Origin of the sequence: Corynebacterium nasorum (assembly GCF_022347325.1) — a bacterium.
Lineage (GTDB): Bacteria > Actinomycetota > Actinomycetes > Mycobacteriales > Mycobacteriaceae > Corynebacterium > Corynebacterium kefirresidentii.
Window position 1 is genome coordinate 87,491 of record NZ_JAKRDU010000006.1, and the last position, 19,516, is coordinate 107,006.

Sequence of the window (19,516 nt, forward strand, 5' to 3'; positions counted from 1 at the left end):
TAATCCTACTCAATCGCTCCCTTTACATGTGTGCAAAGGTTACGGTGTTAATTAGTTAATTTGAGTAAATTGCGGTGTTCTTTCAAACGCCATTGCAAGCCCCTGGAAGAGGGGATGAAAGCAACCGTTCGGATCCGGGGGCGTCGGCAAGCGCATCGTGCAGGGCAGGTTTGCTCCTATGTAGCTAGGGCGCGCGAAATTCGGTCGCCGACGTCAGTGGTATTCACCGGCCCATCGCCGCGTTGGGCAACGTCTTGCGCCACCGCATCCTCTATCCGTTGCGCATTGGCTTCATCGCCTACGTGTCTAAGGAGCATGGCCGCCGACAAAATAGCAGCCGTCGGATCCGCAATCCCCTTCCCAGCGATATCCGGCGCAGAACCATGGACCGGCTCGAACATCGAGGGATTCGCTCCTGAAGCATCAATATTTCCGGAGGCAGCAAGGCCAATGCCACCCACTACGGCACCGGCAAGATCGGTAAGAATGTCTCCAAAAAGGTTATCGGTGACTATTACGTCATATCGCGCCGGATCCGTAACCATATAAATGGTCGCAGCATCAATATGTTGGTAATCCACCTGAACCTCTGGAAACTCAGCGGCGATGTCATCGACAGTGCGCTGCCACAGCCCACCCGCATTGACCAATACATTGTTTTTGTGCACCAAGGTCAGGTGCTTGCGGCGCTGCTCAGCCCGCGCAAAGGCATCGCGCACTACGCGCTCCACGCCAAAGCGGGTGTTTTGTGATACCTCACTGGCCACCTCATGCTCAGTGCCCTCGCGCAAGGTACCACCGTTTCCGCAGTACAGCCCCTCGGTGCCCTCGCGCACCACCACAAAATCAATGTCTCCAGGATCGGCCAACGGCGAAGAAGCAGTGGGATACAGCTTGGAAGGACGGAGGTTTACGTAGTGATCCAGCGCAAATCGCATCTTGAGCAATAGCCCTCGCTCCAATACGCCTGGAGGCACTTTACCCGGGGCACCAATAGCCCCTAATAAGATGGCATCGTGTTCGCGGAGACTAGCTAAATCCGCATCCGTGAGAAGCTCCCCGTTGCGTAGGTAGCGCCGGGCACCAAGGTCATACTCGGTGGTGTCAATATCGGAGCGAACGGCATGCAGCACCTTGAGAGCCTCAGCCGTAACCTCGGGCCCAATACCATCCCCACCAATTACCGCAAGTTTCATTATGTAGGATTCCTTTCTCATATAGTGGATTTAACCAACTCTATCAAAAAGGACCCGCGCAGCGCAGGAAGTTACCTGTCACTACGCGGGATATGCTCCACGGATTCTGCACCAGCAGCTTTATGCGTCCATATCCAGCTGTTCACACTGCGCACCTAATGCCGCATTGACCTCAGCAATGAGAGACTCCGGAACCTCGGCCTCCACACGCAGAATAAGAACCGCATCAGATTCCTGCTTGCCATACGTAAGCGCCGCCGCCACGATATTGATTCCAGCAGCACCTAGCTTGGTACCCACCGTTCCCAACGCGCCCGGAGCATCTGCATAGCGGAAGAAAAGATTGCGACCAGTAGCGCGCATATCGACGCCGCGGCCGTTAATACGAATAAACTTCTCGGTTCCATCGATGCCAATAAGCGCACCGGTCAGCGAGGAAGTTTCTCCATCAGCACCGATAACTTTCACCTGCAAGGAGGAGCGGTGCCCCTTGGATTCCGCGTTGGTAGATACCTCCACCTCTACCCCACGGCTCTGCGCAATCTGCATGGCATTAACAAATGTCACCGGCTCCGATGTCACGCCACTAAACAGACCCCGGACAGCAGAAAGACCTAAAACTTCTACATCCTCGGTAGTCAGCTCACCGCAAGCTTCTACTTCAATGGCAACGGGTGCCTGCCCCAGCAGACGTCCAGCCGTAAGTCCTAGCTTGCGCGCGAGATCCAGCCAGCCAGCAACTTCTTCTCCTACAGCACCACCGGAGACATTTACCGCATCCGGGACAAACTCACCAGCGAGAGCCTTGAGCACCGAAGCCGCCACATCGGTTCCTGCTCGGTCCTGGGCCTCTACAGTGGAGGCTCCCAAGTGTGGGGAAACGGTGACCTGCGGCAGCTTAAAGAGCGGAGAATCAGTACATGGTTCCGTAGCAAAGACATCGAAACCCGCGCCCCGGTGATGGCCCTGTTCGATAGACTCAGCCAAGGCCTCCTCATCCACCAATCCGCCGCGAGCCGCATTAATGAGAATCTGCCCCTTCTTCGCCTTAGCCAAAAGCTCCTTATCAAACATTCCGGCAGTCTCTGGGGTCTTCGGAAGGTGAATGGTCACAAAATCGGAACGAGACATGAGCTCTTCCAATTCGACCAGTTCCACGCCCAGTGCCGCCGCACGAGCCGGGTTGGCATAGGGGTCGTGGGCAATGATGGTCGTTTCAAAAGACTTCAGACGCTGTGCGAAGAGCTGACCAATGTGTCCAAAACCAACAATACCGATGGTCTTTCCATATACCTCCACGCCCTTGAAAGAAGAACGCTTCCATTCCCCCTCACGCAGCGACTGGTCGGCTGCTGGTACCTGGCGCGCCGTCGCCAAGAGCAACGCAATGGCCTGTTCGCACGCCGAGTGAATATTAGACGTAGGTGCATTTACCACCATGACGCCCTTCTCCGTTGCCGCCGGAATATCAACGTTATCTAGGCCTACTCCTGCACGGCCCACAATTTTTAGCTTTGGAGCTGCTTCTAAAACCTCTGCATCAACAGTAGTTGCAGAACGCACCAGCAAAGCCTCTGCATCCGGAACTGCGGCGAGCAACTCCGCACGATTTGGACCGTCGACCCAACGAACCTCAACTGAATCCCCCAAGGCCGTAACAGTGGATTGAGCTAATTTATCGGCAATAAGGACTACCGGCTTCGACATATCTTCCTTCGCTTAAGTGTGATGCGGTGCACGCGGAATTCCCGCGTGTCAAGGAAGTGTAGTTCAGGAAGGAGTGCCCTGCTTGATTTTTGCCTTAAATTCTTTCACTCGACCGAATTCCGGTCCAAGGGCTACTAAGGCACCATCTTCAAGGCCTGCAACAGCGGCCATGCTGTGCTTATCCTCCAATGGATCAACAGTCGGCACCACCAACACCTTGCCGCCATAGGCTGCCGCCGTAATGACGTTCGCGATGGGGCTGTCTTTTGTCGCAATGATATTCGGCGCCATCTGGGCATCCCTGCGGGACTGTGCTGGGACAGGTTTTTTCTTTTTCCCATCAGCCTCAGGCTCGCCTTCATACGGCACCCATGCGGGCCGCAGCTCCACTTGGGGAGTCTTGTCCAATCGCGCAATATCTTTGACCATTTGCTCTGGGGAAGCTACCACCTTGGAGCCGTATTGGAATGCCGTAAACTCTCCCAGCGCTTTGTGCGTACCTGGATCCTTAATCACCTCGAAGTCCCCAGATGTTTGTGTCCACGGCACATCGCCGACAATCACCAAGCGTCGTACTCCCAGGTCCGTGAGTAGCTTATGGATTTCCAATCGCCTAGCGTCGTCATACTGCACCGCAGGCAAATGCTGGTTTACCGCCAACGTTGCTGCACGCAGAATAGATTTATCATCCGCGGTAAAGAGGACGAGCGAATCGGAATCTTCAAAAAATAGGCGGCTAGCCTCGATGCCTATGGGGTCATTGACAATGACGAATCTGCCGTCAAATTTCGGGTCAATCAGCCGGTTTTGGTTCTCCGCTTTGGCCTTATTGAGGTCAATTTCAGACTCATCCAAATCAGACAATCCCCGCCTGACCAGTTTGGTTTCAGTAATTGGCGTGCCACAGGCAGCTAATGCGAGCGATGCGACAAGCACTGTGGCAGTCAGGCGCACAGAATTAGCGATCAAAAGCTTGCGGGCCTTCCTCTCCACCAAACAGGTTTGCTTCATCCACATCACGGATGACAGGTTTACCTAAAGCATATTCCACGATGTCAAGGAACCGTTGACGACGGTCTGCTAGGAATTCTCGCGGCTGTGACGCCCGCAGGTAATTCAAATTCATATCGTGGGACGCTAGTACCTCATCAAATTGCCTGTCTTCCATGATGGACTTGGACTGAACGCGCGGCAGGTAGCGATCGGGAGCGAAGCCATCGAGTACTACCTCAGTTCGCTTGCCCATTGGGGTGTAGTTCATCACGGACTCCGCCAAAACGGGGTCCACTCCGTGGCGCTTGCACCAATTCAGCGGGAACACCGGGAAAAAGCCCGGCTTAAGCTCTTCAAATGTGCGCCTATTAAACGCCTTTCCTGTGCGCCAATCCTTTGCGCCGCGCGCCATAAGGAGGGCATAGAGACCATGCCATACACCGTCATTATCATCCACAGAGAGCAAACGGGATTCCCGGAAGGTGGCATCGGTGACAGTCTTCGGGGCCTCATCCGTTGCGCCCGCTACCCACTCGGTGACCTCATCCACGTCGCGAGCGGCGCGCAGCTGCACTGCAGACGAGCCATAAAGCTCGCCGAAGACGCCGCACCAGAACCATTGGTTCATGCGGTCCCACGATTGCTGGGTAGACAGCGCTCCCCCGCGTTTAGCCAGGCGGGCAATGATGACGGCTAGAGGAACAATCTGTTCATTAAACGGAACCTGATCCGTGTTAAGGATGCATCGTTCCGCCAAAAACTCAGATACCTCACGGAAAGTAATGCGTAAATCATTGGCCGCCGCCTTATACTCCGTTAGGGACAGCTTTAAGATGTCCTCGCGCTGCCCACCAGCACGGCCCTTTTCTCCGGAGACTAAAAGCGATACTGCAGAAAGAAATTCTGTGCGCCCAATTCCGTCCAAAGCTGGGGACTTACGCAGATCCTTTTCCACTTCTTGCCAATCAGTGGCCAGGTGGAACGTGGGATCCTCGGAAGCAAATACTGCGGTGAGTAAATCGAATACGTCCATTTGCAGGCCTGCCGAATTTGCCTGCGCGAAAATCGACCCGATGCCGGCTCGCTCTGTTTCTCGGGAAAGCCGAATCATCGGCAGGTCATAGCCGGACAATGGTCTAACGATGCGGTTATTAAACGCTGCTAGCTCCGCGCTGTATTCCTGTTTGGTCGCTGCAAGCTCAAAGAGCATGCCAACGCCATCTTCACTCAATAGTGAAGCAACAGGAATGCACATATTCTCTAGGGCGTCTTCCCGCGAAAGAATGTCCCCCTCAATCGTCGGTGCGAAGTGCGATCGAATTTTTCCTTTGTGATCGACTGCAAAGATGGCGTCATCCGGCATAATCTCGCCCCGCACGGCAGCTCGAATATCAATGAAGAAACGGCGATGAATTTTCTTCTTGCGGAAGTCAGTTGTGTCTACAAAGCCCTCGCCGTTGAAGCAGTGATACAGCGTGGTCAAACGCTGCTGTCCATCTAAAAGGAGCAAGCCGGGGTCGACGCCGGTATCCGGCGCGCCGGCGAGGGCGCGGGGGCGAAAGCGCATCTTTTCGTTTCGAGTATCAAGTGCCATAAGCGCCCCGATGGGATAGCCGCGCAGCACAGAAACAATGAGTGAACGGATGCGATCTTCGTCCCAGGCATAGCTGCGTTGGAAATCAGGTAGCTGGATGTCCCCGCGATTAATCCGTGCAAAGAGGTCTTTGAGATCATAACTTGGCGTCGTAAAGCCCATGCCCGACATCCTACCCCCAAGGATTAATTCTTTCCTGCCGATAATTCAGAAAAACCCCCGGTGAACACCCCTAATTCACCGTGGGTTTGGCGCTATTCGCGCGGCCTTATGTGCTAGGCCGTAGCATCCAGTGGGTTCTTGACCCAGCTCATCAAATCGCGCAGCTTAGCGCCGGTCTTTTCAATCTCGTGCTGTGCAAATTCCTCGCGCAGGTCCTCCAATTCCTTGTTGCCGCCCTCAATATTGGCCAGCAGGCGCTTGGTGAAGGTGCCATCCTGAATATCAGACAAGATGTCTTTCATGTGCTGCTTGGTATCGGCATTGATAACGCGGGGACCGGAAATGTAGCCGCCAAACTCTGCGGTATCAGATACCGAGTAGTTCATATTGGCAACGCCACCTTCAAACATCAGGTCCACAATCAGCTTCATCTCGTGCAGAACCTCAAAGTAGGCCATTTCTGGCTCGTAGCCAGCCTCAGTCAGAACCTCAAAGCCGGTACGAATCAGGTATTCCACACCGCCACACAAGACAGCCTGCTCACCGAAGAGGTCAGTAACCGTCTCTGCCTCGAAGGTGGTCGGGATAACGCCGGCACGCGCGCCACCGATGGCTGCGGCATAGGACAAGGTCAAATCATGTCCTTCACCCTTCGGATCCTGCTCAGTAGCGATGAGGCACGGAACTCCCTTGCCATCTACAAACTGTCGGCGAACCAAGTGACCAGGTCCCTTAGGAGCAACCATTCCGACGGTGACATTGGCCTGCGGCTCAATCAGCTTGAAGTGAATATTCAAACCGTGACCAAACAGCAGTGCATTGCCATCTTCCAGGTTAGGGGCGATTTCCTCTTCAAAGATCTGCTTCTGAGAGGTATCTGGCGCCAGCAGCATAATGACGTCTGCCCACTTAGCAGCCTCTGCCACGGTCTTAACCTCAAAGCCTGCTTCCTCAGCCTTGTCCGCCGACTTGGAACCCTCGCGCAGGCCGATAACAACCTCAACGCCGGAGTCACGCAGGTTTTGCGAGTGTGCATGACCTTGGGAACCGTAGCCGATGACGGCTACCTTGCGGTTTTGAATGATGGACAGATCCGCATCATCGTCATAAAAGGTCTCAATTGCCATGTCCTAATCCTCAATTCTGTAGTGATTAAAAGTTCAATGAATCAACGTCCCACCCACTATTGTATCAGCGTGTGGGATTTAATGCCCACCTAGTGAGACATTAATTTCGGGGTGGAGCTAATGCTTTGGGCCCACGCCCTAAGGCCACGTCACCCGACTGCACCAGCTCGAGTACACCAAAAGGTTCTAATACATCCAGTAGCGCCGCCAGCTTTCCCGGGGTACCAGTAGCCTCTACCACCACGGATTCTTGCGCCACATCTACCACGCGAGCGCGGAAGATATTGACGGCATCGACAACCTGGGGCCGGTTGGTATTATTTGCAGCCACCTTGACCATCATCAGAGCTCGCGCCACGGTTGCGTCAGCCTCAAGCTCAACTATCTTGATGACCGGAACAATTTTATTGAGCTGCTTAGTTACCTGTTCCATAATTGTCTCGGATGCATCAACCACGATAGTCAGCCGGTTGATACCCGGATTTTCCGTTTGGGCGGAAACCAGGGAAATGATGCTATAACCGCGCCGCGAAAACATTCCGGTCACCCGCGACAGGATTCCCTCTACGTCTTCCACCAGGACCGACAAGGTATGCCGGGAAACGTCAGTGGGTGCCATGCCTATACCTCCTGGATGGTCTCGTCGATATCGGCAGGACTTTCTGCTGCCGATTCAGTTTCATCGAATAGCGGGCGCAAACCGCGGGCGTATTGAATCTCTTCGTTAGACGCCCCACCGCCAATCATCGGCCACACCTGGGCATCTTCTCCAACGATGAAGTCAATAACCACAGGGCGGTCATTGATTGCACGGGCCCGTTCAATCGCTGGCACCACTTCTTCCTCGCAGGTGACCCGGATGGCTTCACACCCCAGTGCTTCTGCCAAGCGGACAAAGTCCGGGGTATAGACATCGCGCTCTCGCAGCTTGGTATGGGAGTAGTTCTCATTAAAGAACAGGGTTTGCCACTGGCGGACCATACCTAGGTTGCCGTTATTAATAACGGCAACCTTGAATGGAAAGCCCTCCAAAGCTGCGGTGGTTAGCTCCTGGTTGGTCATCTGGAAGCAGCCATCACCGTCAATCGCCCATACCTCTTTATCTGGGCATGCTGCTTTGGCGCCAAGGGCTGCTGGTACCGCGTAGCCCATGGTTCCAGCTCCGCCGGAGTTAATCCAGGAACGCGGCTGTTCAAAGTCAATAAACTGTGCCGACCACATCTGGTGTTGCCCCACTCCGGCACAATAAATTGCCTCGGGGCCTACGGTTTCACTGAGCTTCTCCAAGACAAATTGAGGATTTAGCTGCCCATCCGGAGTGGGATCATAACCACGGGGAAACCGCTCTTTGAGTCCGTCAAGGTAGTCCCGCCATGGACCTGTCTGCGGCAGATCCAGAGAGGAGTTTTTACGGTATTCCTTTAAAAGTCCCGCTAGTACTTTTTGCGCATCACCCACGATAGGCACGTCCACCTCGCGGATTTTGCCGATTTCAGCAGGATCGATATCCGCATGAATCACCTGGGCCTCAGGAGCAAAGGTTGAGGTATCCCCAGTTACTCGATCATCGAAGCGCGCGCCGATGGCAATGAGCAGATCCGCACGTTGCATCGCCGCGACCGCCGGAACGGTGCCGTGCATGCCCGGCATGCCCATATGCAGCGGATGAGACTCTGGAAAGGACCCCAAGGCCGTGAGTGTGGTCACGACTGGAATTTCGGTAAATTCCGCAAACGCACGCAGCTCCCGTGCCGCCTCTGCCTTGATGACACCACCTCCGGCATAAATAACCGGCTTTTCTGCTTGCGCGATGAGTTCAACCGCTTGCGCGATTTGACGGTGGTGTGGCTTGGTCGTTGGCTTATATCCGGGCAAATCGAATTCGGTTGGGAAAGAGTAGTCCAAGTGGCCATTTTGAACGTCTTTCGGAATATCCACTAGGACCGGTCCTGGGCGCCCTGTAGAAGCCAAATGGAATGCTGCAGCAATAGCAGCGGGAATCTGCCTAGGCTCCGTCACGATGTAGTTGTGCTTGGTGATCGGCATTGTCACACCACGGATATCGGCCTCCTGGAAGGCATCGGTTCCCAAAAGATTGCTTCCCACTTGGCCGGTGATAGCGACGATGGGGACGGAGTCTAGGTTGGCGTCGGCAAGCGCTGTCACCAAGTTAGTCGCACCCGGCCCCGAGGTGGCAATGCACACCCCCACCTTGCCAGAAGCCTGCGCATAGCCTTCCGCAGCATGTCCAGCTCCCTGTTCATGACGGGTGAGCACATGCCGCAGCTTGGTCGAGGTATGCAAAGCATCGTAGAGCGGAAGCACGGCACCGCCTGGAATGCCGAAGACAAGATCGGTTCCCAAATCTTCAAGAGTGCGGACAATGGCGTGGGCACCACTCATCCGCTCCGGAGCGTGGGCGCGTGAGGCTGCAGCCACCGAAGCGGGCGTGGGCGAAGTTGTCGTAACCACGGTTAATGTGCTCCTTGGATTGCTCTAATACTGGTCGCGATCATCATCGTTAACGCCTTTAGATATGAACAAAGCCCCCGCGGGCTGGTGTGTCTGCGGGGGCGAAAAGCGTCGACGTCATGAGCGCCGCGGTCACCGCCGCATTGGTACTACCTGAAGTCGAATAATGATCATGAGCATGACTATACACTGATAGGTATTACACTTCTGGCCATTACCCCCATTTGGGATCAGTTTCCCACATGGTGAGACATACCTGAAAATAGGTTAGCCCTCACCCACCTCTGTGAATTAGGCTTGCACACTATGACTCCACCACCTAAGGACAATAAACCTCATCAGTCCACCACCCAGGCAGAGGTTTTCAAGCCATCCCGTGACCACATCTTGGGCATCCTTATCCTGTCCACCATTGCGCTATTGAGCATTGGGTGGGCCCCCAAATACCTCGCATGGCTGTTTATCATCCCCGTCCTTGGGCTGTGGTGGGTCATAAAATCCCGCACCAAGGTCTCCGAATCCGGGATCGACATTTCCTATGCTTTCCGGAAAAAGGTCCAGATCCCATGGGACGATTTTGCCGGTATCGGGTTCCAACGCTCCCGCACCTTTGCTCGTACGAGAAGCGGCGCGGAGCACAGCCTGCCCGGTATCACCTTTAACTCGCTCCCACGCCTTTCGGAGGGCTCCCGCGGCCGCATCCCGGACGCCCTTACCCAGGGCCGTGAAGCGGCAGATGAAAAGGTGGTTATCGTCCACCGCGACGGCCAGCAAGTCCTGCTCAGCAAAGAAGAGTATGCGGACTACCTTGAGCGCCACCCCGAGCTCAAGCCCTCGGCCGAAAACTAAATACGCCACCGACGCTCTCCCCCACATCCCTTGAAGGAATGGTGACTTTAAACCATGTTCCCGCTGCGCTCAAAAGTAACTACCGTCGGCCGCCAGGCCTCTGGCGCCCGGGCCCTGTGGCGCGCAACCGGCACCAAGGAAAATGACTTTGGTAAACCGATCGTGGCCATCGCCAACTCCTATACCCAATTCGTCCCCGGCCACGTGCACCTCAAAAACGTCGGCGATATTGTCGCCGATGCCGTACGTGAGGCCGGCGGAGTGCCCAAGGAATTCAACACCATCGCAGTCGATGATGGCATTGCCATGGGCCATAGCGGCATGCTGTACTCGCTTCCCTCCCGCGAAATCATCTCCGATTCCATCGAGTACATGGCCAATGCCCACACTGCCGACGCCCTGGTATGCATCTCCAACTGCGATAAAATCACCCCCGGCATGCTCAATGCTGCCCTGCGCTTGAATATCCCCACCATCTTTGTCTCTGGTGGGCCAATGGAGGCAGGAAAGGCGGTCGTTGTAGATGGCGTAGCCCACGCCCCAACCGACCTCATTACGGCCATTACGGCCTCCGCCAATGATGAGGTCTCGGATGAAGGACTGACCCAGGTCGAAGCATCTGCCTGCCCCACCTGTGGTTCCTGCTCCGGCATGTTTACCGCCAACTCTATGAACTGCCTGACCGAGGCCCTCGGCCTTGCACTGCCCGGCAACGGTACCACCTTGGCCACCCACACGGCCCGCCGCGGCCTATTCGAAAAGGCCGGCACCACCATCGTCGATATGTGCCGTCGCTATTACGGCGAAGAAGACGAATCGGTCCTTCCGCGCAACATCGCTACCAAGGAAGCTTTCACTAACGCCATGGCCCTAGACATGGCCATGGGCGGCTCCACCAATACCATCCTGCACACCTTGGCGGCCGCGCAGGAAGGCGAGGTGGATTTCACCCTGAATGACATCAACGACATCTCCTACCGCGTGCCGTGTTTGTCCAAGGTAGCACCCAACGGGACCTACCACATTGAAGATGTTCACCGCGCCGGCGGCATTCCCGCAATCTTGGGCGAGCTTCGCCGCGCCGGGCACCTCAATCTCAAGGTACATACAGCGCTATATGACAACGCCGAACAGTGGCTCGATGACTGGGATATCCGCAACCCTCACGCCACCGATGAGGCCCGCGAACTCTACTACGCCGCCCCCGGCGGCGTGCGCACCACGGAGCCCTTCTCCCAATCCAACCGCTGGGACGAGCTCGATACCGACGCCGCCAATGGCTGCATCCACGACGCCGAGCATGCCTTTTCTTCCGACGGTGGCCTCGTTGTACTGCGCGGCAACCTCGCTCCCGACGGGGCCATCGTCAAGGCAGCAGGCGTCGAAGAGGAGCTGTGGACCTTCTCCGGCCCTGCACGAGTCGTGGAATCTCAGGAGGAAGCGGTATCTATCATCCTCAATAAGGAGGTTCAGCCGGGCGATGTCGTGGTCATCCGCTATGAAGGCCCGGCCGGTGGCCCTGGCATGCAGGAGATGCTCCACCCGACTTCCTTCCTCAAGGGCGCCGGTTTGGGAAAGGCATGCGCCTTGATTACCGATGGCCGTTTCTCCGGCGGCACTTCCGGCCTATCCATCGGACACATCTCCCCCGAGGCTGCTCACCAAGGACTTATCGGGCTGATCGAAAACGGCGACACCATCTCTATTAATATCCACGAGCGCGAGCTCACCCTAGACGTGGATGAGGAAGTACTGGAGCGCCGCCGCGCCGCCCAAGAACAGCGCGAATCCCCTTGGACCCCCGTAAGCCGCAACCGCCCGATCACTAAGGCACTGCGTGCATATGCGGCAATGGCAACCTCAGCTGACCGCGGCGCGGTTCGCGTGGTTGACGGTTATGTGAATTAGCGGGAGATAGCTGCTAAATTGCTGTGCCTCGGTGGGGTGCGCGCCTTTTGCCTGCAAATCACATAAGATATCCTGCGATGAAATTCGCGCGTACCCCGTTATTCCGCTATGCCCTGGCCTTACTGGGGCTCATTCTTGGCGCTCGGAAGATCGTCCAAGATATCCACATTACGGACTTCCCCATCGATATGGTGGTCTACCGCGAAGGCGTCAAGGCCTTCCTTGAACACCGCTCTGTCTACAGCGAACCCATGCTGGCTGGCGATATTCAATTGCCCTTTATTTATCCGCCCTTTGGCGCGTTGGTCATGGTTCCGCTAACGGCCTTCGACGGTATTGACCACGACACGGCAGGCGACATCGTGGTCGTCCTCTCTGATCTTCTCGTGCTCCTCTGCCTCTACCTTGTATTCAAGGCAGTGCTGAAAAAGCCGGAGTTCCTCCTGCCCGTCGCCGCCATTACTTGGGCAATTGTATTGCGCTTTGAGCCGGTTGACCTCAATAACGGCTTTGCCCAAATCAATATCGTGGTCATGACGCTCGTTGTCCTCGACCTCGTTCCGCGCCGGCGCTTCCTACCGCAAGGAATCCTGATCGGTCTGGCGGCCGCCATCAAAATAACCCCTCTGGCCATGCTGCTTTACTTCCTCGTGCGCAAGGAGTGGAAGCAGATTGCCACAGCGCTCCTTTCCGCTGTTGCGGCCACCCTCCTTGCCGCAGCCTTCCGCTGGGACGCGTTCGTGGAGTTCTTCAGTTCCAAATTGCTCGATATGGGCTCTGGCGGCGACTTCGGCGTGGGGACTGATTACCAGTCCAATAGCTCTATCAAGGGCGCCATTCAGCGCATGTATTCTTCTTCGGAGGCCATGGACGCTAATGGTCTGGCCATCAACATCGCGTGGATCGCCGCCTCCCTCGTGGTCATTGCATTCGCGGCGTGGCTTATTAAGCGCCAGTGCGAGGAGCATTTGCTTGTCGACGCCCAAATGGTCACCGCCCTCACTCTCCTCCTCATCTCCCCCGTTTCCTGGTCACACCACTGGGTCTGGCTCACGCTCATCATCCCAGTCTTTCTTTACCGCGCCTGGAGCTGGCTTTCTACGGGATGGGCCGCGGGCAGCCTTCTTACCGTCCTCGTCGCCTGGTCAGCCATGCTGCTGACCGTCCCGCCCAAGTGGTGGTGGGGCGATCAAGTCGATGTCCACGCCATGGAGCGCTACCAGAAGTTCTGGGTGGATGACTTCGTGTGGCTAACCATACTGACCGTCGCACTTTTCGTAGCCGCTTTCTATGCATCCCAGCGCAATAACCGGAACGCGAATACCGCTACTCCTGTCCCGCTAGCGTCTTAAGCGCTGCAAGGTGCGAATCGAATGCGGCCTTACCTTTAGTTGTGAGCATTACCCATACCGTGTCCTTGCCACGTGAGGATCCATACTCACGAAAGCGACTGACATACCCCTCTTTTTCCAGTGCGCTTAGCTGCTTAGACAGCGTGGCATCGGATTGATTCACCTTGTCCCGGATCGCCGCAAAGCGCATCTCCTTATTAATGGCACCTTCCACTGCCCCGGCAGCATTAAGTACCGCACAAATCTTAAACCGGTTAAGCGGGTGAATTACTGGATCAAGCTCACTCATCACCGCTCGCCTGCTTGTCGTCTCTATGGCCACGCGTGGACATATCCATTGCTCCCGAATTGAGAGCCCAAAACACACCCACGCCCCACAGCGTGAATACGGTGGCCGCAATCACCATGTGCCCTTCGAGAAAGGTCTGGAAAAACGTAGGGGCAAACATTAGAAAAAATCCGAGATAGTATTTCCAGTCCGGCTGCGGCTGGTCAAAAGGATTTTGTCTATAGCCTGCACGTACGTCACGCTTTTTAGCGCCTACCCAAAGGCCTACACCCACGCAGGCAACTATGACTCCGAGAGATAACCATAGCGGCATACCTTCCCCAAATTGGCTCAGGCCAAACCACAGTCCTGCTAACGCCGCAGCAAACAATACATTAAGCGCGGTCTTCCGCCCTGCGCTCTGGTCTTGCTCCATTTCTTCATTAAATGCCAGTGCCTCGTGCACGCTGTCTTCCATAGTTGTCGATTCCTTTCACTCTTGACTCTCCGTTGTTTTCCACTTTAGAAAGTATCATACTTTCCACTCGAGAAAGCAAGGGGCAAAGAAAATCCGCCGCGTGCGCGACGGATAATCTATTGGCGATTAGTTCAGCGGATTAACTCCCGCACCGAAGAACCAGAGTGCAACGAGAATCGCTACGCCGATAAGCACAAAGACCCAGGAGGTGACCAGCGGGCGGCGTGCCCAGGAGCGCTTGAAGTCTAGGGAAATAAAGCCCGGGCCAGTAAACTGCAGGCCCACAGCGATAACGAAGAGGACCAAAGAAAGCCAGACGGAATCTGGCCAGCTAAAGACGTCCAAGCCGGCGCCGGCCTGCGCTAGTTCATGCACAGCGCTAAAGCCGGTCACTACCAATCCGAGCATGGCAGCCAGAGGCGTAATGAGACCCAGCAACAGGAATACACCAGCGATAAGCTGCATGGTCGGAACCGCAATGGATAGTGCGGTATCCCAGGCATAGTTAGCAAAGTCGCCCTCTAGACCGGACAAGCCCTGACTATCACCGAGCTCGAAAAAGGTCTTTGCACCGGCAATGATTAGGTAGGCGCTCAGTGCGATGCGAATGAAAAGCAGACCAAAGTCGATAGTGCCGCGGCGACCGTAGCGGTGATATCCTTCTTTTTCTTCTTGTTCCGCCTGCAGGCGGGCCTCGCGCTCCTCTGCGGTTTCAGTGCTGAGGGTGCTTTCCGCGGGGGTGTCGGCAGTAGCAAGTGCCGATTCCTCCTCGGCACTGCCCGGCGTGGCTTCCTCCGGTTGCGCGAATGCTACGGTCTCCTCGCTGGCGCCACTTTGCTGACGCGCGGCTTCATTCGCGCTGGAGTAGGACATAACCTCGGTTTCAGGGTGGTCCTGCTGCCTTTGGGAAGGCTTGATCTCCTGCGGCTCGGCGCGGCCGGCGCGCTCAAAAAGGCCCGGCTTCGAGTTCTTCTCGCTGGAAACGGAATCTTTGCTCGCGGGCTTGGCGTTGTAGGTAGGCACGTCCATATCCTCATCTAACGGTGTGGCTTTATCCGGCTGTTTATCGCTCATAGCTCCAATTTAAGGCACGGGCCTGCGCTTTTGTGGTACCCGCCACGGCGCGCCGTTGCAGCAAACTGACTAGAGTGCTTCCAAGCCGCTTGCGGCCTCAATCACCGAACGCGTAAGTTCACCCAAAACCTCCGATTCCAAACGCCAACGCTGCCAATAAAGGTCGATATCGAGCGGGGAGTCATCGAGAAGCACCAGCTCCTTAGTCTCCAAAAGCGGCAGTGCCTGGGCCTGGGGCAGCAATCCCCATCCTAGGCCGACGCGAACGGCCTCTAGGTAGCCCTCAGAGGAAGGAATCTGCGACACCCGGGCACGCACCACGGCCGAGTCAATAAAGCGCTCGCGCATCGCATCATCCAATACCTGATCGTTAGGCCCGTACCCCACCAAGGGCACAGTTTCCCAGGTCAGCCTACCGCTATGAAAGCTATCTGCAATATGCGGCGCCGCCACTGGGTAATAGCGCATAGTGCCCAAAAAGCTAGACTCGCAGCCCGAAACCGGCGTAGCTTCCCTCGTTACTGCACCCAGCACATCGCCACGCCGCAACATGGCTAAGGTGCGTGCTTCATCCTCAATCCGGATGCGCAAAGCTACGTCGCCCCGCCGTGCGGTATCGCTCAGGACCTTTGTAAACCATGTCGCCAGGGAATCCGAGTTCACGGCCACAGACAGCGGGACCCGGGCCAGGCGATGGCCTAGGCGGGCATCCGTTTCTGCCTGCACTAACGCCATGCGGCGGGCGGACTGGACAAGGATCTCGCCCGCTTCCGTGGCGGTTACCGGGGTGGCACGGCGAAGGAGTACTCGTCCGGTGCTCGACTCCAAGGCCTTGATACGCTGGCTCACCGCAGACGGCGATATACCGAGCACGGCCGCGGCAACGTCAAAGCTGCCTTCGTCCACGATCGCAAGCAAGGTTTCTAGGTGCACCGGGTTCATGAAGCTATTCTAAACCAACTGAAGAAGCATTAACTGGACTAATCCAACCTAAGAATTCACACTAGAAGGCATGTCCATCGTGCTTGCTGGTTTCTTTCTGGGATTATCGCTCATCGTGGCCGTCGGCCCGCAAAATGCCATGCTGCTTAAATTCGGCATCCGCCGTGATCACATCGGTTTAATCATTGCCGTCTGCGCGCTTTCCGACGTCATCCTGATTACCTCCGGCACAGCCGGCGTGGGCTACCTGGTAGAAAAGTTTCCCAACGCCCTGCAAGTCCTGAAATACGTTGGCGCGGCTTACCTGGCCTATTTTACTTTTACCTGCTTCCGCGATGCGTTAAAGACCAAGGGCGAGGCCATTGAGGTCGAATCCACACAGCCTAAGGTCCCGCAGGAAGTAGCCACCTTCGATGGTTCCACCTCACACAGCACGACGAAGACTAAAACTCGGGTGGAGATAAAGCGCTCCCCCTCCTGGGTTAAGCCACTATTGACCGCCCTGGCCTTAACGTGGCTGAACCCAGGCGCCTACGTAGACGTGGTGGTCATGCTTGGCAGCATCGCCAACCAATACGGCGAATCAGGGCGCTGGCTCTTCGCCGTGGGTGCTATCTGCGCCAGCTTCACTTGGTTCCCCTTCATCGGCTTTGGCGCCGCACGCTTTTCCCACGTGTTGTCCCGACCCACGGTATGGCGCTGGATCAACTTCGGTATCGGCGTCATCATGATTGGCCTAACGCTCAAGTTGCTCCTGCTCTAGGGGCCGGGTTCAAAGGGCCGCCTAATTGCCGCGAACGCGCGACGCGGTCGCACCGGCCCACCGGTTGATCCCGGCGTCATGGGCGACGTCGTCAATCGCGCCCAGCTCCTCCGCACTGAAGTCGAGGTTATCCAGTGCCCCCAGGTTGTGCTCGAGCTGCTCCACCGAAGAGGCGCCCAATAGCGCCGAGGTTAGCGTGCGGTCGCCTTGGTCGCGCAGTACCCACGAAATAGCCATCTGAGCCAAAGACTGCCCACGCTTGCGCGCAATATCGTTAAGAGCGCGAATCATGGACAGGTTCTCCTCATTAAGCCAATCCTTTTCCAAGGTCTTATCTTTTGCTGCGCGGGAATCTGCGGGAATGCCATCAATATAGCGATCCGTCAGCATGCCCTGTGCCAGCGGCCCGAAGCCGATGACTCCCAATCCGCTACGCCCAGTGACGTCAAGCAGCGACTCGCCGTCTTCGCCGGGACGTTCAATCCAGCGGTTGAGAATGGAATAGCTTGGCTGATGAATCAGCAATGGGCAGCCTTCCTCTTCCATAAATTGCACGGCCTCCGCGGTAAGCTCCGGCCCGTAAGAGGAAATGCCCACGTAGAGGGCCTTGCCGGAAGCTACGATATCGCGCAGTGCATACAGGGTCTCTTCCAGCGGGGTATCTGGATCCGGGCGGTGGTGATAGAAGATGTCCACATAATCCAAGCCCATTCGCTTGAGGGACGCGTCCAAGGAGCTCACCAGGTACTTGCGGGAGCCACCAAAGCCGTAGGGGGAATCATTCATCACCCAGCCGGCCTTGGAAGAGATGATCATTTCATCACGGAAGGGACGGAAATCGCGAGCGAAGATGCGGCCGAAGTTGGCTTCGGCGGCGCCAGGTTCCGGGCCATAGTTATTAGCCAAATCGAAATGAGTAATCCCCCGGTCATACGCTGCGCGTAGAATCTCGCGCTGCGTGGCCAGGGGACGATCGTCTCCAAAGTTCTGCCATAGACCAAGGGAAATGGCCGGCAACTTCAGACCAGAGTTACCTACTCGGCGGTACTCCATCGAATCATAACGGTCAGATGCGGGTGCATAGATACTCATGACACCCATTGTCCGCTTAATTCTTCGGTTTGTCAGCCTTCGGCTGCTGCTCATCTTCCTCGGGATCGCCGGATGCACCGGTTTCTTCGACCCACTTTTCAATTTCTTCCGGGGTACGGTCGGTTTCTACCGCATCACGCTCGGTGTAGTAGGAGTAATCGTGGCGCTTTTCTTCGTACTTTTCCTTGTCAAAGTCCACGTCATCGTCGCTGTCGAGTTTCTCGGTGACTTCCTCCACCAGCTCATCATAAAGGGCCTCGTTATCCATATTGGAGTCCTCGATGTGCTGGCCAATTTCATCATCGTAGCGCTCGGCGTCATATTCCTTGTCCGGGTGCAGCTTCAGGTGCATGAGGGCACGTACGCGCTCGCGACGCACTGCCTCGTCCTGGATCTGGGACTGGCTACGGAACCACGCAAAAACCAAGATGGCGACCATGAGGATTCCCATGTAGCCAATGATTGGGTAGATGTAGTTCATCAAGGTCTTAAAACCGGCAAAGGAAACAGCGAAACCAGCCAAGCAGCCGATGACGAAGATGACCGGGTAGCGCTTCTCATGGCCGGCAGACAGGCGCTTACCCAGCGCGTAGAACATGCCGATGGCGGTATTGAAGATCATCAAGTAAATGATGACCGCCATGACAGCGCCCAATGTGGGATTGACGTCATCGACCAGAGACAACATCGGAATATCTGAGCCTTGTGCCTTATCCGAGTTCATCAGCAAAGAGAAACCGGCAAGACCCATCATGACGGAGTAGATAATGCCGCCCACGACGCCGCCCCAGCCGGCCTCGCGCGGGCTAATATTATCGCCGCCGATAACCAGGGACATAGATACGGCTAGCATCAGAGCAAGGCCGTTGTAGTTCAGTGCGGAAATCAGCCAGTTGCCAATCGGAGTATCGATCTGACTGGAGGCATCCATGGCAGCACCGATATCATCCGGCATATTAAGTGCGGTATAGATGGCTACACCAATGACCGCAATGATGATGGTCGGCGTTACCGCACCGATAACCTTGGAAACCTTATCCACGTCGAGCATGCCAACAATCAGAACCAAGACCAGCATGAGCGTGGAACCGATCCACGTCTTCCAGCCAAACTGCTGCTGCATATTAGAGCCAGCACCAGCCAACATCACAAAGCCAATGGCAAAGAGGGTGATGATGACCGCCACATCCAGCAATTTGGAGACGATCGGGTGGGTAACATTGCGGAAAACAGTATTGTGTTCCGAGGCGTGGAAATAGCTTCCCAACTGCAAGAACACTGTGCCTGCGAGGGTCATGATGAGTGCGGCGATAATGATGCCAGGAATACCCCAGGTACCAAAGGCAGTGAAGTACTGCACCACCTCTTGTCCCGTGGCAAAGCCTGCGCCGACCAACAAGCCCACGAAGGACATTGCAATGGCGATAATGTTTTTAGAAGACACAGTTGCCTAACTTTTGTAGCGAATATCTCTCGCATACTGGTGCGCGCGGCCCCTTTGTCCCCCGCTCCCCAGCACGTGGGCTACGCAACACCGAT

General features: G+C 55.9%; 17 protein-coding genes. 4 read left to right on the plus strand and 13 right to left on the minus strand.

Annotation, left to right across the window (positions count from 1 at the left end; translation table 11 throughout):
* Positions 1 to 176: 176 nt before the first annotated feature.
* From MHK05_RS06805 to MHK05_RS06835, 7 genes are all read right to left on the minus strand, one after another.
* Positions 177 to 1,196, minus strand: a complete 1,020-nt coding sequence (locus MHK05_RS06805) for a 3-isopropylmalate dehydrogenase (RefSeq protein WP_239205640.1) — start codon at positions 1,194 to 1,196, stop codon at positions 177 to 179.
* A 120-nt stretch (positions 1,197 to 1,316) separates the two neighbouring features.
* The gene (serA, locus tag MHK05_RS06810) at positions 1,317 to 2,903 is read right to left on the minus strand and encodes a phosphoglycerate dehydrogenase (RefSeq protein WP_239205642.1); all 1,587 of its coding nucleotides are present in this window, start codon (positions 2,901 to 2,903) and stop codon (positions 1,317 to 1,319) included.
* A gap of 63 nt (positions 2,904 to 2,966) precedes the next feature.
* Entirely contained in the window at positions 2,967 to 3,758 is a 792-nt protein-coding gene (locus MHK05_RS06815) for a hypothetical protein (RefSeq protein ID WP_239205644.1), read from the minus strand.
* Positions 3,759 to 3,861: 103 nt separating this feature from the next.
* Positions 3,862 to 5,652, minus strand: coding sequence for a GmrSD restriction endonuclease domain-containing protein (locus MHK05_RS06820; RefSeq protein WP_239205646.1), 1,791 nt, complete (start codon positions 5,650 to 5,652; stop codon positions 3,862 to 3,864).
* A gap of 113 nt (positions 5,653 to 5,765) precedes the next feature.
* Positions 5,766 to 6,779: a ketol-acid reductoisomerase gene (gene ilvC / locus MHK05_RS06825; protein ID WP_239205648.1), complete on the minus strand. Its 1,014-nt coding sequence runs from the start codon at positions 6,777 to 6,779 to the stop codon at positions 5,766 to 5,768.
* A 100-nt stretch (positions 6,780 to 6,879) separates the two neighbouring features.
* Positions 6,880 to 7,398 (minus strand): acetolactate synthase small subunit, encoded by a 519-nt coding sequence (gene ilvN / locus MHK05_RS06830; RefSeq protein WP_086589129.1) that lies wholly within the window; start codon positions 7,396 to 7,398, stop codon positions 6,880 to 6,882.
* Between the two features lie 2 nt (positions 7,399 to 7,400).
* A complete protein-coding gene (locus MHK05_RS06835) occupies positions 7,401 to 9,251 on the minus strand; it encodes an acetolactate synthase large subunit (RefSeq protein ID WP_239205650.1) in 1,851 nt (616 codons plus the stop codon).
* Positions 9,252 to 9,557: 306 nt separating this feature from the next.
* Between MHK05_RS06835 and MHK05_RS06840 the strand changes: the two genes are divergently transcribed.
* From MHK05_RS06840 to MHK05_RS06850, 3 genes are all read left to right on the plus strand, one after another.
* The gene (locus MHK05_RS06840; RefSeq protein WP_239205652.1) at positions 9,558 to 10,100 is read left to right on the plus strand and encodes a PH domain-containing protein; all 543 of its coding nucleotides are present in this window, start codon (positions 9,558 to 9,560) and stop codon (positions 10,098 to 10,100) included.
* A 54-nt stretch (positions 10,101 to 10,154) separates the two neighbouring features.
* Positions 10,155 to 12,008, plus strand: coding sequence for a dihydroxy-acid dehydratase (gene ilvD, locus MHK05_RS06845; protein WP_239205654.1), 1,854 nt, complete (start codon positions 10,155 to 10,157; stop codon positions 12,006 to 12,008).
* Between the two features lie 77 nt (positions 12,009 to 12,085).
* Complete coding sequence (locus tag MHK05_RS06850) at positions 12,086 to 13,360, plus strand: glycosyltransferase family 87 protein (protein WP_239205656.1); 1,275 nt, start codon at positions 12,086 to 12,088, stop codon at positions 13,358 to 13,360.
* Here MHK05_RS06850 and MHK05_RS06855 read toward each other — a convergent pair.
* The 4 genes from MHK05_RS06855 to MHK05_RS06870 all read right to left on the minus strand — a co-directional run bounded on the left by MHK05_RS06855 (position 13,335) and on the right by MHK05_RS06870 (position 16,122).
* Positions 13,335 to 13,649: a transcriptional regulator gene (locus tag MHK05_RS06855; RefSeq protein WP_200287647.1), complete on the minus strand. Its 315-nt coding sequence runs from the start codon at positions 13,647 to 13,649 to the stop codon at positions 13,335 to 13,337. The two genes, MHK05_RS06850 and MHK05_RS06855, sit on opposite strands and share 26 nt — an antisense overlap.
* Complete coding sequence (locus tag MHK05_RS06860; RefSeq protein WP_239205658.1) at positions 13,642 to 14,106, minus strand: hypothetical protein; 465 nt, start codon at positions 14,104 to 14,106, stop codon at positions 13,642 to 13,644. The genes MHK05_RS06855 and MHK05_RS06860 overlap by 8 nt, the downstream gene beginning before the upstream one ends.
* Positions 14,107 to 14,232: 126 nt before the next feature.
* The gene (locus MHK05_RS06865; protein WP_239205660.1) at positions 14,233 to 15,180 is read right to left on the minus strand and encodes a DoxX family protein; all 948 of its coding nucleotides are present in this window, start codon (positions 15,178 to 15,180) and stop codon (positions 14,233 to 14,235) included.
* 69 nt (positions 15,181 to 15,249) lie between these two features.
* Positions 15,250 to 16,122 carry a LysR family transcriptional regulator ArgP gene (locus MHK05_RS06870; protein WP_239205662.1) on the minus strand — a complete coding sequence of 291 codons (873 nt, stop codon included), beginning with the start codon at positions 16,120 to 16,122 and terminating at the stop codon, positions 15,250 to 15,252.
* Between the two features lie 70 nt (positions 16,123 to 16,192).
* On the opposite strand from MHK05_RS06870, the gene MHK05_RS06875 reads away from it, so the two are divergent.
* A complete protein-coding gene (locus tag MHK05_RS06875) occupies positions 16,193 to 16,885 on the plus strand; it encodes a LysE/ArgO family amino acid transporter (RefSeq protein ID WP_239205664.1) in 693 nt (230 codons plus the stop codon).
* Positions 16,886 to 16,906: 21 nt separating this feature from the next.
* On the opposite strand, the gene MHK05_RS06880 is transcribed toward MHK05_RS06875, so the two are convergent.
* Complete coding sequence (locus MHK05_RS06880) at positions 16,907 to 17,986, minus strand: aldo/keto reductase (RefSeq protein WP_239205666.1); 1,080 nt, start codon at positions 17,984 to 17,986, stop codon at positions 16,907 to 16,909.
* A 7-nt stretch (positions 17,987 to 17,993) separates the two neighbouring features.
* On the minus strand, positions 17,994 to 19,421 hold the full coding sequence (locus MHK05_RS06885) for a YkvI family membrane protein (protein ID WP_086588772.1): 1,428 nt from the start codon (positions 19,419 to 19,421) through the stop codon (positions 17,994 to 17,996).
* Positions 19,422 to 19,516 lie beyond the last annotated feature (95 nt).